This window comes from Litoribrevibacter euphylliae (genome assembly GCF_042646085.1).
Lineage (GTDB): Bacteria > Pseudomonadota > Gammaproteobacteria > Pseudomonadales > Litoribrevibacteraceae > Litoribrevibacter > Litoribrevibacter euphylliae.
The window spans coordinates 742593-758954 of sequence record NZ_JBHRSZ010000007.1 but is presented as its reverse complement, the minus strand read 5'-3'; the positions used below and the strand labels follow the sequence as shown (position 1 = coordinate 758954).

General features: G+C 46.5%; 17 protein-coding genes. 5 read left to right on the top strand and 12 right to left on the bottom strand.

The features are described from left to right. Nucleotides 1-44: 44 nt before the first annotated feature. Nucleotides 45-626 carry an ADP compounds hydrolase NudE gene (gene nudE / locus ACFOEK_RS18575; RefSeq protein WP_386722975.1) on the bottom strand — a complete coding sequence of 194 codons (582 nt, stop codon included), beginning with the start codon at nt 624-626 and terminating at the stop codon, nt 45-47. Between the two features lie 104 nt (nt 627-730). Here nudE and yrfG point away from each other — a divergent pair, with 104 nt between their 5' ends. The 4 genes from yrfG (at nt 731) to ACFOEK_RS18555 (ending at nt 4728) form a co-directional block, all read left to right on the top strand. After that, the gene (yrfG, locus tag ACFOEK_RS18570) at nt 731-1408 is read left to right on the top strand and encodes a GMP/IMP nucleotidase (RefSeq protein ID WP_386722974.1); all 678 of its coding nucleotides are present in this window, start codon (nt 731-733) and stop codon (nt 1406-1408) included. Nucleotides 1409-1555: 147 nt separating this feature from the next. Then, nucleotides 1556-1966, top strand: a complete 411-nt coding sequence (gene hslR / locus ACFOEK_RS18565) for a ribosome-associated heat shock protein Hsp15 (protein WP_386722973.1) — start codon at nt 1556-1558, stop codon at nt 1964-1966. 61 nt (nt 1967-2027) lie between these two features. Then, nucleotides 2028-2933, top strand: a complete 906-nt coding sequence (gene hslO / locus ACFOEK_RS18560) for an Hsp33 family molecular chaperone HslO (RefSeq protein WP_386722972.1) — start codon at nt 2028-2030, stop codon at nt 2931-2933. Nucleotides 2934-3177: 244 nt separating this feature from the next. Then, on the top strand, nt 3178-4728 hold the full coding sequence (locus ACFOEK_RS18555) for a phosphoenolpyruvate carboxykinase (protein ID WP_386722971.1): 1551 nt from the start codon (nt 3178-3180) through the stop codon (nt 4726-4728). Between the two features lie 81 nt (nt 4729-4809). Here ACFOEK_RS18555 and ACFOEK_RS18550 read toward each other — a convergent pair whose 3' ends face one another. Then, a complete protein-coding gene (locus ACFOEK_RS18550) occupies nt 4810-5172 on the bottom strand; it encodes a PilZ domain-containing protein (RefSeq protein ID WP_386722970.1) in 363 nt (120 codons plus the stop codon). Between the two features lie 404 nt (nt 5173-5576). Continuing rightward, complete coding sequence (locus ACFOEK_RS18545) at nt 5577-6593, bottom strand: alpha/beta fold hydrolase (RefSeq protein ID WP_386722969.1); 1017 nt, start codon at nt 6591-6593, stop codon at nt 5577-5579. Nucleotides 6594-6689: 96 nt separating this feature from the next. Between ACFOEK_RS18545 and puuE the strand changes: the two genes are divergently transcribed. Beyond that, nucleotides 6690-7589 carry an allantoinase PuuE gene (gene puuE / locus ACFOEK_RS18540; RefSeq protein ID WP_386722968.1) on the top strand — a complete coding sequence of 300 codons (900 nt, stop codon included), beginning with the start codon at nt 6690-6692 and terminating at the stop codon, nt 7587-7589. A 110-nt stretch (nt 7590-7699) separates the two neighbouring features. Here puuE and ACFOEK_RS18535 read toward each other — a convergent pair whose 3' ends face one another. From ACFOEK_RS18535 to xdhC, 9 genes are all read right to left on the bottom strand, one after another. Next, the gene (locus ACFOEK_RS18535) at nt 7700-8926 is read right to left on the bottom strand and encodes a uracil-xanthine permease family protein (RefSeq protein ID WP_386722967.1); all 1227 of its coding nucleotides are present in this window, start codon (nt 8924-8926) and stop codon (nt 7700-7702) included. 83 nt (nt 8927-9009) lie between these two features. Further along, nucleotides 9010-9636, bottom strand: coding sequence for a uracil phosphoribosyltransferase (upp, locus tag ACFOEK_RS18530; RefSeq protein ID WP_386722966.1), 627 nt, complete (start codon nt 9634-9636; stop codon nt 9010-9012). Nucleotides 9637-10012: 376 nt separating this feature from the next. Continuing rightward, nucleotides 10013-11191: a urate hydroxylase PuuD gene (locus ACFOEK_RS18525; protein ID WP_386722965.1), complete on the bottom strand. Its 1179-nt coding sequence runs from the start codon at nt 11189-11191 to the stop codon at nt 10013-10015. Next, nucleotides 11191-12546: a guanine deaminase gene (gene guaD / locus ACFOEK_RS18520; RefSeq protein WP_386722964.1), complete on the bottom strand. Its 1356-nt coding sequence runs from the start codon at nt 12544-12546 to the stop codon at nt 11191-11193. Before guaD ends, ACFOEK_RS18525 begins: the two co-directional genes overlap by 1 nt. A 51-nt stretch (nt 12547-12597) precedes the next feature. Continuing rightward, complete coding sequence (locus ACFOEK_RS18515) at nt 12598-13122, bottom strand: ureidoglycolate lyase (protein ID WP_386722963.1); 525 nt, start codon at nt 13120-13122, stop codon at nt 12598-12600. Then, nucleotides 13122-13463 carry a hydroxyisourate hydrolase gene (uraH, locus tag ACFOEK_RS18510; RefSeq protein ID WP_284382583.1) on the bottom strand — a complete coding sequence of 114 codons (342 nt, stop codon included), beginning with the start codon at nt 13461-13463 and terminating at the stop codon, nt 13122-13124. Before uraH ends, ACFOEK_RS18515 begins: the two co-directional genes overlap by 1 nt. A 69-nt stretch (nt 13464-13532) precedes the next feature. After that, on the bottom strand, nt 13533-14087 hold the full coding sequence (gene uraD, locus ACFOEK_RS18505) for a 2-oxo-4-hydroxy-4-carboxy-5-ureidoimidazoline decarboxylase (protein ID WP_386722962.1): 555 nt from the start codon (nt 14085-14087) through the stop codon (nt 13533-13535). Next, the gene (gene alc, locus ACFOEK_RS18500; protein ID WP_386722961.1) at nt 14084-15190 is read right to left on the bottom strand and encodes an allantoicase; all 1107 of its coding nucleotides are present in this window, start codon (nt 15188-15190) and stop codon (nt 14084-14086) included. Before alc ends, uraD begins: the two co-directional genes overlap by 4 nt. Before the next feature lie 215 nt (nt 15191-15405). Next, entirely contained in the window at nt 15406-16362 is a 957-nt protein-coding gene (gene xdhC, locus ACFOEK_RS18495) for a xanthine dehydrogenase accessory protein XdhC (RefSeq protein WP_386722960.1), read from the bottom strand.

Below are 16362 nucleotides of genomic sequence, written 5' to 3'. Positions count from 1 at the left end.
AACTACAGCACATCATCGAGGACACAAAGCAGAAATATCACTTGTTAAAAGAAAGACTCTTCCTGATCACTGTCACCTCGATTTCTAAATAACTCACGTGTCATATATAAAGCCGCCACCGCACGGGCTTCAGTGATCTCATTGCCATTGGCGTATTCAATCGCAAGATTCATATCGGTCGGCACCACTTCAATGGGTTCCGGCTCATCCCCTTCCAACCGCTCAGGATACAAACCAGTCGCAATCACCACTTGCAGGCGGTACGACATATAGCCTGGCGACACCGTCATTTCGGTTAAAAACTCGATATTTTCAGCGCCAAACCCTATCTCTTCTTTAAGCTCACGGTTAGCCGCATCAAAAATAGTCTCCCCATGCTCCACCAGACCTTTCGGTAAAGACAGCTCGTAAGACTCAGTTCCGGCAGAATACTCACGAATCAACATGACCTCGTTATCATCATTAATCGCCACAATCATCACGGCACCAGCGTGCTTCCCTTTGGGAACCAAACGCTCGTAAGTGCGCTCTACGCCATTACTGAATTTTAGTTTCTGAGACTCCACTCGAAAAATCGCAGTATCAGCCACTACTTTTTGATCAAGAATGGAAGGTTTAATGGACATACACAACCTCGCTAGGCAAAGGAATGAACAGCGCCTTATAATGGGTGAACTTTACTGCTTTTTAAACCCTTATATGCGCCACAACTCAAGGTGATACAAATCTTATGCATCCAAAGACCGAGGTTTCTGTAGACTGGGATCAGATCGATACTGTGCTTCTGGATATGGACGGCACCCTGCTCGATCTCCACTTCGACAATCACTTTTGGATTAACTACATCCCTCAAAAATATGCGGAACTGCATAACATCACACTAGAGCAAAGCAACGCTGAATTAGTCGATACCTTTGATTCCTACCGTGGTCGATTGGAATGGTACTGCCTTGATTTCTGGTCCGAACGACTGAACCTCGATGTGGCAGCGTTGAAGAAAGAAGTCGAACATCTGATTGCTATCCGACCGGGCGTCGAAGACTTTTTGCAACAGCTGTCAAATTCACATAAACGTGCGGTACTGGTCACCAACGCCCACCAGGGTAGTCTGTCGTTAAAACTGGCCAACACCAACATCGACCGCTATCTCGACATGGTGATTTGTTCTCACGACTTCGGCAAACCCAAGGAAGACCGTTCTTTCTGGCAATCGCTGCAAAACGTCGAATCATTTGATCCAGAACGAACCTTATTTGTTGATGACAGCGAAAGCGTTTTGGACTCTGCTAACGACTATGATATCCGCTTCTTACGAGCCATCGTCAAACCCGACAGCAAACAACCGGAAAACTTCGACAGACGTTACCCTGCTATCCTTGAATTTAAAGATTTACTCCCCATTTATTGAAGTATCTTTGAGTCATATAAATGCGATTCAAACAAACACGATTTACATAAACACGTTTCTTATAAACAAAGAATGCCTCATTAACGCTACTTGAATGCCATTTGGCAGTGGTGAGTCATTCGCTGTTTTCTCTATTCAGGCTACGCAATGGACAAAAACACCCCTCAAGACGGTGAGAAAATTCGATTAGATAAATGGCTTTGGGCCGCTCGTTTTTACAAAACCCGCAATTTAGCCAAGCAATTTATCGAAGGTGGCAAAGTTCATTACAACGGTCAACGAACCAAGCCCAGTCGCTTTGTCGAAATCAATGCGTTGATTACCCTTCGACAAGGTCATACCGAGAAGACGGTTCAAGTTCTTGCCTTGGAAGAAAAGCGCAAAAGTGCGCCAGAAGCGCAAAAACTCTATCAAGAAACGACGGAAAGCATTGAGAAACGCGAAAAAGAAACCGCTCTCCGTAAAAGCATGGGCGCAGCGGCGTTTATTATCGATCATAAACCCAACAAAAAAGAGCGCCGTCAAATCAGTCGTTTGAAATCAGACATTTACGAATAAACATAACGTTTGAAAAATACTTTTAACCTCAAGCGTTTCATTAAAAAGGTACGGTTAACCCATGAGTAATTCAGATCAAATCCAACGTTTCATGTTCGAACATCACGACATTCGAGGTGAATTGGTTGGTCTTGATGACGCCTATCAAACGGTAATCAGAAAAAACGATTATTCGGATCCCGTTAAACAGTTACTGGGTGAGTGGATGGCCGCAGCATCGCTGTTAAGTGAAATCCTGAAATTTGAAGGCTCAGTAATTTTGCAAGCTCGGGGTAACGAAGGCATTGGCATCCTAATGGCCGAGTGCACACATGAGCAGAAAATTCGGGCTATCGCCCAGGTTCATGGTGACGTTACCACCACAAGCATCAAAGAACTCTTTAGTGCCGGTCACTTGGTGATTACCATTCAACCGGAGAAAGGCAGCCGCTATCAGGGAATTGTTCCGATGGACAGTGATTCACTGGCGAAGTGTCTGGAGCACTATTTCGAGCAATCCGAACAGCTTCCGACACGAATCTGGCTTCAAGCCGACGGGAAACAAGCCGCTGGCCTATTTTTACAAAAATTACCAGTGGAACAAGACGCGACCGACGAAGAGAAAGAAACCAGCCATCATCAATGGGAACATGCAGTAACGCTGGCTGACACCATCAAAGCCGAAGAGTTGCTCAGCTTGGACAACGACTCCATTCTTCATCGTTTGTACCATGAAGAAGACATTCGTCTGTTCGATGTTCAAGACATTGACTTTCATTGCACATGCTCGCGTGATCGCACCGCAGAATCCATCAAGACCGTTGGTAAAGACGAATTATTGAGCATTCTGGAATCCGAGCCTGAGATTAATGTGACTTGTCAGTTCTGCAATGAAACCTACAGTTTTGACAAAATTGACATAACGTCGTTCTTTGAAGGCACTCATTCGTCGGACGGAACCGATCCTAACGACAGTTCAGTGCATTAAGCGCAAGCGTCTGTATTTCAAAAATATTGCGGTGTTAACTAATTCGTTGAGAGATCAAACATTTCATCGAGTTTTTAAGAATCATTCACATTAAGAAACACTTTTTTTAGCGTTACTGATTATTTTCTGGCATAATCCCGCGCCTAAAAGTTTATCGTGCTCGTTTCGCTGAGCGATTCGAGAGAGTGTTTTCGGTCACTGCTTTTTTAAGCAGTTGTTCATTTTTATCCGGGGAAATAACAGAATGACCACAACAAGTGACAAGGTTAACTACAACCTAACGTCGGCAAAACTGGTAGAAGAAGCGCTTGCTCGCGGAGAAGGCCGTCTTGCTGCGAACGGTTCTCTAGTTGTTGAAACAGGTAAGCGTACTGGTCGCTCACCAATGGATCGTTTCATCGTCCAAGAACCAAGCACAGCAGATGCTATCGATTGGGGTAAAGTAAATCGCCCATTCGACGCTGACAAGTTTGACGCACTGTGGGAGCGCGTAGAAGCGTACCTTGCAGAGCAAGATTCATTTGTTTCTGACGTTCACGTTGGTGCCGACCCTGAGCACTACCTACCGGTTCGCATGACTACGCAAACAGCGTGGCAGAACTTGTTCGGTCGCAATCTGTTCATTCGTCCAAGCGAATACAACCCTAAGAACAAACAAGAGTGGCAAATTCTTAACGTTGCTGGTTTTGAGTGTGTACCTGAGCGTGACGGTACTAACAGCGATGGCTGCGTAATGATCAACTTTGCAGCACGCAAAGTACTTCTAGCTGGCATGCGCTACGCTGGTGAAATGAAGAAAGCCATGTTCTCTGTACAGAACTTCCTTCTTCCTGAGAAAGACGTTCTTCCAATGCACTGCTCTGCAAACGTTGGTGAAGACGGCGACACTTGCTTATTCTTCGGTCTTTCTGGTACAGGTAAAACCACTCTTTCAGCTGACCCTGCACGCTACCTAATCGGTGATGACGAGCACGGCTGGGGCGAAGGTACTGTATTCAACCTAGAAGGCGGTTGCTACGCTAAATGTATCGATCTTAGCCAGAAGAACGAACCTATCATTTGGGACGCTATCCGTTTCGGCGCCATCGTTGAGAACGTAATGATCGACAGCGAAACTCGCGTTCCTGACTACAACGACGTTTCTCTTACTGAAAACTCTCGTTGTGCATACCCTCTTGAGCACGTTGAAAAACGCGTTCTTGAAAACCGTGCTGGCGAACCAAAAGCCATCGTATTCTTAACGTGTGACATGACAGGTGTTCTTCCTCCTGTGTCTGTTCTTTCTAAAGAAGCGGCTGCTTACCACTTCCTAAGTGGTTACACGGCATTGGTTGGTTCAACTGAGATGGGTTCTGAAGCGGGTCTTAAGTCGACCTTCTCTACTTGCTTCGGTGCACCATTCTTCCCACGCCCAGCAGGTGAGTACGCAGAACTACTAATGAAGCGTATGGACGCATTCGGTTCTAAAGTTTACCTAGTAAACACTGGTTGGACTGGTGGTGCTTACGGTAAAGGCGGTGAGCGTTTCAGCATTCCTACGACTCGCGCAATTATTGCAGCGATTCAGAATGGCGACATTGCAGACGCACAAACAACTCGTCTACCTATCTTCAACTTGGACATCCCAACTGAAGTACCAGGTGTTGACAGCAAGTTGCTGAACCCGGCTGAATGCTGGTCTGACAGCTCTGCTTACCAAGAGACTGCTCGTAACCTTGCAGGTCAGTTCATCGAAAACTTCAAGAAGTTCGATGTATCAGAAGAGATCGTTTCTGCAGGTCCTTCTCTAGACTAATCTGAATATCAGATTACTCTCATAAAAAAGGCGGGATAGTAAATATCCCGCCTTTTTATATCTAAAACTCTTACTTAGCTTTTAAATCTCTTTTTCTGAATAAGCACGCAGAAACTCTCGGTCAGCGTTAGTAATGCGCGTAAACATCATACCTGTCTTAAACCCTGCACTTGTTGCAACGCTGTATTTGGTTTCAACTATGGCTTCAATTTGCTTCTTATGCTCACGATAAACCAAGGGCATTTTAATAAACAATTTGGTTCCCACAGGAAAGGCCGTATCTGTCATCATCTGCATTCCACCAGACGACACATTATCCGTTTTCGCCCTAAACCACTTTCCAGATAAGTCCTGAAAGATAACGCTCCAAAATGCCATTCTACGCACAGATTGCCGACGACTACCGCCTTCAGAAATATCATTGATTGCAAACATTGCTGCCATACTTTTTATACTTTCTAATTGGTTAAGGAACCTCTGAATAAGTCTCTCTCTGCTCAGGCCTATAAGAGAAATGACTATTTGAGGCGCGGTTTTGAAGGCTAACGGGTTCGACCCGAAGGGTTACGTCAAAAAACAGCAACAAAAAAGAGGCATTTCTCTTAAGGCCCCAAAGGGCGGGGCTTTAAAAGTGCTATAACTGCGTTGAACTTCTTGAAAAGGTCTAGACATTCTCTACGAAGTCCACCTTGTTCTAACACTTTTCTAGCACCCGCTGAGCTAGAGCGGACTTGTTCAGAGATTCCTTAAGTTTTGAAGCTGGCAATACATTAATCAATTCCACTCTTAGAAACGATCTATTTTTGTAATCTTTTAGTTATCGATTCGTTAACAAAAAACGCCTCTAATTAATGTGACCCAAGCCACATCAGGGCCTCTCGCTGATATTTCAACTGCAACACAAATAAATGTCCTTGGTCGGAAAATAATTGTAATGTGGAATGAGCCAAGTTTTGATGTAAATGGCGCGCAAACTCTTTTGGAACCAATTGGTCTTCACCGCCTTGCAATAACAAAACCGGCACCATAATTGAGGCTAAATCAAACGGCCACGGCTGCCATTGAACTTCTAGATCCTGAATCGCACCTTGGGCACCCTGAGCAAAGGCGTGATCTTGATTTAATAGAAATAATGGCTTGATATGACCTGACTCTAAGATCATTCGATCAGCCTTTGATACTTCTTTCTCTGTCACTCGAAAATACACGTTTGGAAGTTTATGACTGGCCCACCCAACCAGGCTCACCAAGCCATGGAACAGCCTTGGTGTTTTATCGGATAACATAGGGCCAGGACGATGATACTGACGCATCAGAGCCTTCGCTTCAGCCATTTCACCAAAGTCGCTGTAACTCGACGCAATAACAACCTTATTTGTTAAATCCGGAAACGCTTTAGCAAATGAAAGCATCGGCGGCCCGCCACTGGACCAGCCCATCAGGTTCACTGGCGTATCTATCTTTAGAAATGAAATAAACCACTTCAAGTCCTGCGCATAATCCAACAAAGAGTAGTTCTTAACAAACTCAGAACAGCCAAACCCAGGCCGCTCCATAAGATAGAAAGTGACATTCTCTTTCTCAGCCACCTCATGAAAAAACAACAACTCAAACCGTGAACCAGGGTTACCGTGCGCATAGAAAACAGGTTTTCCATCCTCAGAGCCAACTCGACTCCAAGAAATAATCCGACCTTGCGGATTCATCGCTTGCTTCTGTATATAAGTGGGATATTGATCAGCCAAGCCTGCCGATAACGACTCACACAGAGGATCTGACCAACTTAAAAATGAAAGCAGCAGCGCACCGAAAAACACCACTAATCGATTAAGTAAAAGAGATCTTTTAAATAAAATATTAACCATTGAGTCAACTTTTTAAATACACTAACATTAGATCATTCATCAAACCTCTCCAAATCTACGATAATTACCTGTAACACGTAAACAGAGAATTACCCAATGACTTACCCAAGAGACATGGTCGGCTATGGTCAACATACGCCAGACCCTAAATGGCCTAACAACGCCCGCGTGGCCGTACAATTTGTTATTAACTATGAAGAAGGTGGTGAAAACTGCGTGCTTCATGGCGACAAAGCTTCCGAAGCATTTCTTTCAGAAATCGTAGGCGCACAGGCGCTGGAAGGTGTTCGTCACATGAACATGGAATCCATCTACGAATACGGCAGCCGAGCAGGATTCTGGCGACTGCATCGGATGTTTACCGAACGCAATCTGCCAGTCACTGTTTATGGTGTTGCTACAGCCCTAGAGAGGAATCCTGATGTTGTAGCTGCGATGAACGCCGCTGACTGGGAAATCGCTTCTCACGGCCTAAAATGGATTGATTACCAATACATTGATAAAGACATTGAGCGCGAACACATTCAGCAAGCCATCGACATTCACACTCGTGTCACCGGCCAGCGTCCGCAGGGGTGGTATACCGGCCGGATGAGCCCCAATACACGTGATTTGGTGGTAGAGGCTGGCGGCTTTATGTATGACTCGGATGCCTACGCCGATGATCTGCCTTATTGGTCTCATGAACATAAAGATCACTTAATCATTCCGTACACTCTTGATGCCAACGACATGCGCTTTGCGACCAATCAAGGCTTTAACTCAGGCGATCAATTCTTTAGCTACTTAAAAGATTCGTTCGATGTGCTGTATACCGAAGGTGAAACAGCGCCCAAAATGATGAGCATTGGCTTACACTGCCGTTTAATAGGCCGCCCTGGTCGTGCAGCGTCTTTAATGCGTTTCCTCGACTATGTTCAGTCTCATGAGGATGTCTGGGTGCCACGCCGTATTGATATTGCCGAACATTGGCACACGCACCATAAGCCTAAATAGATTCAGAATAATGATTAACTCATTATTCTGAATCGCAAAAAGCCGTGCTGAGGTATTCATCCCAGCACGGCTTTTTATTTAGAACCTAGATCAGAACACTGATCCTTTGGTTATTCACCCAAATGCTTAGGCAACACCAGGTTCAATATGATCGCAGCAATCGCGGCCAAGCCTATGCCTTTCAGCATCAGATCACCCACCTGCAACGCCATACCACCGATACCAAATACCAGCGTTACCGCAACGATCACCATGTTACGAGGCACGGTCACATCAACCTGTGCTTTTACCAAAGTATTCATACCAATGGCAGCAATGGTACCGAATAACAAGATCAAAATGCCGCCCATCACAGGAACAGGAATTGTTGACAGCATCGCACCCAGCTTACCACAGAAAGACAAGACAATCGCAAATACCGCCGCCCACGTCATGATCACAGGATTAAACGCTTTAGTCAGCGCTACCGCACCAGAGACTTCAGAGTAAGTTGTGTTTGGCGGGCCACCCACCATAGCAGCTGCAGACGTCGCCAAGCCATCACCCAGCATAGTGCGGTGTAAACCAGGCTTCTTAAGATAGTCTTTATTAGCCACCGCGCTGATAGCCGTTACATCACCGATGTGCTCCACTGCAGGCGCAATAGCAATTGGCAAAATGTACAACACAGCCTGCCAATTCCACTCAGGCGCAGTGAAATTCGGTACAACAAACCATGCTGCATCCTGAACGGCTTTGAAATCCACCATTCCAAACGCCATCGCCGCACCATAACCTGCGATGATACCACTCAAAATTGGTAGTAATCGGAATAAGCCTTTTGCAAATACCGAGACGCCAATGGTGACAAATAATGAAATTGCCGCAACGATTAAGGCTTGGCCCTGATCAACTAATTGTACGGCACCATCCCCTGTTTTCCCCATCGCCATATGTACTGCAACAGGCGCCAAACCAAGGCCAATCACCATAATCACTGGGCCAACCACTACTGGTGGCAAAATACGATGAATGAAACCTTGTCCACGCCATGCGATTAGCGCACTCAACACCATATACAACACACCCGCAGCCACCAGCCCCGACATGGTTGCGGCGATACCCCAAGTTTGTGTTCCATAAATGATTGGCGCAATAAATGCGAACGAGGACGCCAGAAAAACAGGCACTTGACGCTTAGTTACCACTTGGAAAATAAGCGTACCAACACCCGCCGTGAACAAGGCAACAGCAGGATCTAAGCCCGTTAGAATCGGCACCAACACCAAGGCACCAAATGCGACGAACAGCATCTGGCCGCCCAACAGCGCTGTCTGCCAGGGTTTCATGTTATCCATTGAGTTTTCCTTTTATCAGGTAGTTTTATTATTCAGTACTTATTAATAGGAACTCTCTTTAGCTAAGAGCTCCCAAGTAGCTATTATCGAGTACCAAAGATCTTATCACCGGCATCGCCCAGACCCGGAATAATATATGCCTGATCGTTCAAATGACTATCCACTGAAGCCACATACAAATCTACGTCTGGATGAGCTTCTTGTACTTTGGCAATCCCTTCTGGCGCCGCTACCAAGAACAAGCCCATAATATTCTGACAACCTGCCTTCTTCAGCAAATCTACTGTCGCAATAAATGAGCCGCCGGTTGCCAACATAGGATCAATAATCATAGCCACACGCTGATCGATGTCTTTTACCAACTTCTCAAAGTAATAAACAGGTTCGAAGGTTTCCTCATCACGATAAAGACCGACAACAGAGATCTTGGCACTTGGCATCATTTCAAGCACACCGTCCAACATTCCGATACCTGCACGAAGAATAGGTACAACAGTCACTTTCTTGCCCTTTAACTTCTCAACTTCCGCAGGACCTGACCAGCAATCAACCGAAACCAACTCAGTTTCAAAGTTAGCCGTCGCCTCATAGGTCAACAAAGCACCGATTTCACCCGCCAACTCGCGGAAACGCTTAGTACTGATCTCTTTCTCACGAAGGATAGATAATTTGTGTTGGACAAGAGGGTGCTTAATTTCATGAACAGCCATGAGGATCTCCAATTAACTGTGATGGGCAATAAAAGAAATGTATCGCCAGATAGGTATAGACTAGCAAAGCTAATGCCACCACCTGACTAATTGGGCAGCTATTTTGCCAAAGGGAAGGACTCTTGGAAAGCTGTCTGTACAGTCAAACCAAGCATTTCGTCCGATTTTGTTGATTTCTTGACCAATCAAGACGAACGCAATAAAAAACGGGGCACACACAGCTCAAAAACTTGGTAAGTTCATAGCTTCAGGAAAGCTGTGTGGTAGATGATGCAGCACCTAGCCTGGTTGCATCATCAAGCCCCTTAAAAGGTACAACTTGCGTTGTATTACTCGGAGGGAGTGTAAAAACTTCTTACTGGCGACATAACGCGAGTTACATCGACAACCAACCAATCACCTGTTGACGCTCTTTGTCTGTCATCTGAGTGATATTACCCAACGGCATGTAGCTGGAGTTAATGACTTCAATGAGTTTTGGCTTGATCACCATCACTTGATCCATAGTCTCCAAGGAAACACCTGCCGGAGGTGACGCAAACCCGGCTTGCGTTGGCGTTGCTGCATGACAGCTTGCGCAGCGTTCTTTAATAATCGCCATACCTTGTTGATCCGTGAACCCAGCAACCACCTCTTCATTCACTTCCACCGGCTTTGGCGCAATCCAAACCGCCACACCTGCCATCATGATCGCTGCGATCAGCAGAATGGACGGTTTGAATTCACCACGATGGCGCAAATTAAAGAAGTGACGGGCGAAAGCCAGAATGAAACAGATCGCCGACAGCACCAACCAGTTCAGCTCATGTGAATAGGTCATTGGATAGTGATTACTGATCATGATGAAGATCAGCGGCAGCGTGAAATAGTTGTTATGGGTTGAGCGCAGTTTTGCAAAGGCCCCGTATTTCGGGTCCGGCGCTTCACCACGTTGCACCGCCTCTACTAACGCGCGCTGAGAAGGCATAATCCCCAGGAACACGTTGCCCGCCATGATGGTACCGATCAACGCACCCACATGAATAAACGCACCACGCGGCGAGAACACTTCACTGGCAAACCACGCCATAAACACTAAGAAAGAGAACAACACCAAGCCAAAGGCTTTACCGTTATGGCGAAGCGGGGTTTTAACCAGCATTTCATACACCGCAAAGCCTACTGCGATGTAGCCCATACCCAGACCAATAGCCTGCCATTGTGTCAGCTCAAGACGAGAGTTATCGATTAAAAAGCTTTCTGCACCGATGTAGTAAACAATCCACAGCATGACCATTCCGGTTAGCCAGGTGGTGTAGGCCTCCCACTTAAACCAATGAAGGTTTTCCGGCATTTTTTCAGGCCCTAACTTGTACTTGGCCACCTCATAGAAACCACCGCCATGAATAGCCCACAAGTCACCACCAATGCCTTTGTCTTTTTTCCATTGAGGTGGATTTTCAAGACTGTTGTCCAACCACACAAAATAGAAAGACGCACCAATCCAAGCAATCCCTGCTATCACATGAAACCAGCGGAAGAATAAATTCGCCCACTCTAATAGATACGCTTCCATTAAGCCGCTCCTACTTCTTTATTTTGGTTAGTTTGCGAGGCACTAGAATTGTCACGGTCATGAACACAGTTACCCGCAACATAGGTCGCACGTACAGCACGGTCATCTCCCAGAATAATCATGGCGAACAGCTTCTCAGCCAAGGTTTTACACTTCGACTGTTTCAAGCTCATCAACGGAGTGCTGTTGAAATCCAATACCGCGAAGTCAGCTTCGTTACCCTCTTTGAAGGAACCAATCTTATCTTCTAATTGAAGCGTCTTGGCATTCCCCAAGGTGGCAAGATACAAGCTCTTTAACGCTGACAGCTTGTTGCCATTCAACTGAGTCACTTTATAGGCTTCATTCAAAGTTTGGAGCATAGAGAAACTGGTGCCACCGCCCACATCGGTAGCTACACTGTAAGCCACCTGTTCTTCTTCCAGCTCTTTGATATCCAACAGGCCACTGCCTAAAAATAAGTTTGAAGTCGGACAGAAAGAGACACTCGAGCCCGTTTCACGGAAACGTTGGTGTTCGCGCGGCGTCAGATGGATACCATGAGCAAAGACACTGCGCTTGCCCAACAAACCGAACTGATCATAAACGTCCAGATAGTCTTTGCTGTCCGGGAATAGTTCTTGAACAAAAGCGACTTCGTCCTTGTTTTCGGAAATGTGCGTTTGCATGTACACATCCGGGTACTCTTCCATCAACTGACCGGCTTTCTGAAGCTGCTCTTCGGTTGAAGTAATGGCAAAGCGAGGTGTCACCGCATACAACTGACGACCCTTGTTATGCCAGGCTTCAATCAACTCTTTGCTGTCTTGATAGCTGCTTTCCGGCGTATCGCACAAGAATTCCGGCGCATTGCGATTCATCATCACCTTACCGCAGATCATTCGTGTGTTACGTTGCTCGGACGCTTCAAAGAAGGCCTCTACGGATTGCTTATGCACCGTACCGAACACCAACGCCGTGGTGGTGCCGTTTTTAAGCAACTCATCCAGGAAGAAGTTGGCAATGTTGGATGCGTACTCTTTATCTTCAAACTGACGCTCAGCCGGGAAGGTATAGTTATTCAACCAGTCCAACAATTGCTCACCGTAAGACGCAATCACTTCTACCTGAGGAAAGTGAATGTGAGTATCAATCATGCCAGGAATGATCAGGTGATTTTTGTACTCAACCACAGGAATGTCCGAAGACAGTGACGCCAAAACGGCCTCGGCCTCACCCACTTGTAATACCCTACCGTTTTCAATCAGCAGGGCGCCATCTTCAAAGAATTGGTAGGCATTTTCACCATCCACATCCGGGTCGGACAGGAAGTGCAGAATAGCGGCTCGATAAACAGTCGGGCTCTGTGCATTCATTTGATTCAATCTCTCTAATCAGCTTTTTGTTGATCCTTAGCGCATAGAAGGCTAAAGATCTATCGTTATGTTCAGTGCTTTATCGAAGAAAAACTCTTCGCAGTTATTGCCTTCGCCCTTGCGATCCACAACCAGGAAGTCACACACTTTATTCAGTCCAAGGACGGGGTGATGCCAGGTATTCAAGTGGTAATTGATGCCCTGTGTGCCCTTCGCCAAAAACAAATGCAAATGCTCAGGCGTTAGCTCTTCCACCGGATCAGCCACCAGCACCAAGTAATCTTCACCAGACAGGGGATGAAATGACTGACTGCCTCGCGGATGACGCTCCATCATCTCGATGTTCATCGGCATCACACGAGGTTGTGCGCGAAAGATATTGATCACAGCCATATCTTCCGGTGATGACAACTGCACCTTAGCCAAGGAATCGTAACGCTCGGTATTGCCGCCATTAATCATGATCAGATTATCTTGGGAAACATTCCCAGCCTGATCTTCTATTTCAACCACATCTCCAAAGGGCGCAAACGCCTCTTTGGTTAATGGCTTTGGTGTTAACTTGTAGCTGGTCATTAGCTGCCTCGATACGTCGAGATACCGTAAGCGGATACCAGAAGCGGCACATGATAATGCTCTTCTGGCTTCTCAATACGGAAATCAAAGGTCACCACCGGGTAGAAACAGGTTTTACCTTGCTTCTCAAAATACGGGTCCGTCGCAAACTCAATGCGGTAGATCCCTTTTTCACGTTGCTGACCATCCAACCAGTCGGTAATACGACCATCGGCATTGGTTTCGCCAGACGCAATCTCAACTAACTCACCATCAATTTGCTTGTACAGTTTTACGGCCATACCTTGAGCCGGGCCACCTAAATTGGTATCTAGAACGTGTGTTGTGATAGGGCTTGCCATCGTTAAATCATCCTTCTAGTAAAGAGCGTTTTACTTCAGTAAATTCGCTCTTATAGATTCATAATCAGCTTATCGTTCAGAAATCTTGGTTTCTGGATTCACATCCGTCGGTAACAACTTATCAATGCGGATTGCGGTAATTTTTGCTTGCTCACCGGCTGCGGTTTTCAGCTCTTGCTCGCGAGAATTTGGCAAACGACTCTGCAGAATATCCAGCATCTCTTCAGCGCTTTTACCTGTGGCACACACGATAAAAATAAAGCCGTTTTGCTGCTCGTACTGAGTATTGCCATCCGCCAACGCCTGAATGGTTGCTTCATTTGCTTCATTAACTGATGACTGCTCACCAGACGCCAACTTCTTCGTGTGCGCATACTTTTTACGAAGGCTGCTGACATCACCGATTTTCGGGTGACCTTCAAACGCTTCTAAAAAGTCCACCTCACCAAGCGCATTCCAAACCTCTAATGCTACTTCCTGACATTGAGCGATGGACACAAACGGACGACGCGCCACCATGCCCTCAATCCAACGGGAAGAAGTACAGCAGTTCTCAAACGCAAAGCACGCATCCTCCTCCGACAGATTATTTAGCTGACTCAAGGTGTAGGTTAATTCACTCATACAGGAAAGCCCCATAAGCGTAGCCTGCTAATCCCACCATCCGGATACATCTTGATACGCACATGAGTAAAGGCCGTTTCACCACTGACCAACTCATCTTTAAAGGTATGCTCACGGTCTTCATACAACTTGGTTCGACCTATGATTGGCTGCCAACTGATGTCGGCTTTACCCGCTGCCGCTGACGATTCTGTCAGTGCATCCGCATGAGCATCGGCTTTCAACATGTCGATGTCTTTGGCTTGCGCTTCGGTTAATACCGCACCTTCAATAGAGAAGGCATCCGGGTAGTTACCTTTAAAGTGGCAGGTATCCACAAGAATCTTTTGGATTGAACCTTTCGCCGCCAATTGCAGAATGTACCAATCGTTATCACGATCTACCGCTGCATCACCGATGGCACGACGACGTTTGGTTTCCCAACCATCACCCATATTGGCGCCACGCTCAGGCATGATCAGGTTTTCCATGTGACTGAAGAACATGTCAGAACACACCAACGGACGCGCACCGTTCTTGATGTAAGCCAGATCTACCGGCTCGCCTTTCAGGAACCAATCCCAATCCGGCGCAATGTCACCATACACACGCAAACGCGCCACACCACCGTCTGGGTAAATATGAAAACGAACGTGAGTCCACACCCCTTCAACGGTTGCATCAATTAAGTTCTCACTGCCTGGCTGAACTTCGGTAATCGGTACGATTTCAGTCCATTCAGTACTCTCGTCTGGCTCACCTTTGATACGACAGGCTTCCATGGATACTTTCTGAGGTGCATTACCCAGGAAATGATTGGTATCGGCATTAATGCCTACGATTTTGCCCTGAGCACCCAGTTTGATGATGCACCAGTCGTGGTCCAAGCCGTCAGACGACGAACCGTCCGGGCGGAAACGACGACGGCGAGATTCCCAGCCGTCCATCCACTTACCTCGATCCGTGTATTTATCATCAATAAAAACGCCACGACCCGGCTTCAGCAGGTTTTCCATCTCAGCGAAGAAATCATCACTGCATGACAGGGTTTGACCACCCAAACGACGACTTGCTAAATCAGTGTATCTTTCAGAAAAGCGATTTGTTTCTACTTTTAATGACATTTACTTCAATTCCTCAATATTCGGGAATACCCGAAAACTTGCTCGATTTTTAGAAAGGTAATTAAAGCTCTTCTTTTAGACCGTCTGCCGCATGGATGCGGCAGTCGAGCGTACAGGGATGCTTCACTTAGATGAAACCGCATAGCGAGTCTAAAAGAAGAGCTTTAATTACCTTTTGATATGTTCGTAAGAAAATACGCAATCTATATGGATATTTACTTTATGGTCTCATTCTTAACGGTAAGCACCGCACCTTGCCCTTCCGTGTTGACCTCAGCACCTAACTCGCTGCCCAGCTCTTGCTTAATATCTTTCCATGCCAGCCCACGTTTTTGCTGCGTCACCTTGCCTTCGTTTTCAATGGCAATGAGTTCACCGGCGATGGACACGGCCACTTCCATCGGCAATTTACCTGGCACTTCACTCAAGCCGACAGGACATTTGATCTGGTTGATTTCATCCAATGAGAAGCCGCGATGTTCAAGGCGCTTAACGAAACGCTGAGCTTTGGTGTCCGAACCGATCAGCCCCACATGACGCAATGCATTACCGGATTGCAAACGCTTCAACGCAGCCACACATAACTCATAATCCAACTGATGATTATGAGTCAGAATCAACACATCCGCTCCTTCCGGCAAGGTAGCAATCTCACCACAAGGATCGTCCGTGACGACTTTCGTGACATTGGCAGGCACAGACGCAGGAAACTCCTCTTCACGAGAATCCACCCAGGTCACCTTGCATGGCAGACCGGACAGAATCGACACTAAGGATTTCGCCACATGGCCAGCCCCAAACAGACCGATATTGAACTGACAACCGGCAAAGGTTTCCACCAACACCGTGGCACTGCCACCGCAGCACTGACCTAAAGAAGCACCTAAAGGAAAATGCTGGATCTCTTGAACAGAACGACCTTCGGCAATCACTTCACGGGCTTTGTTGGTCACCACAAATTCAAGATGACCACCCCCAATGGTGTCGAAGGTAGCATCACCGGTAATTACCATTTTGGAGCCCTGATCCCTTGGCGTAGAACCTGTGCACCCCAAAACAGTAATCAAGGCATAAGCCACACCCGCTTGCTGACAGGATTGAACCGCATCAAACCACTTCATAGCAGGCGAGAACTTTTCATTTCTAACACTGCCATCATCAAACGCTTTCAT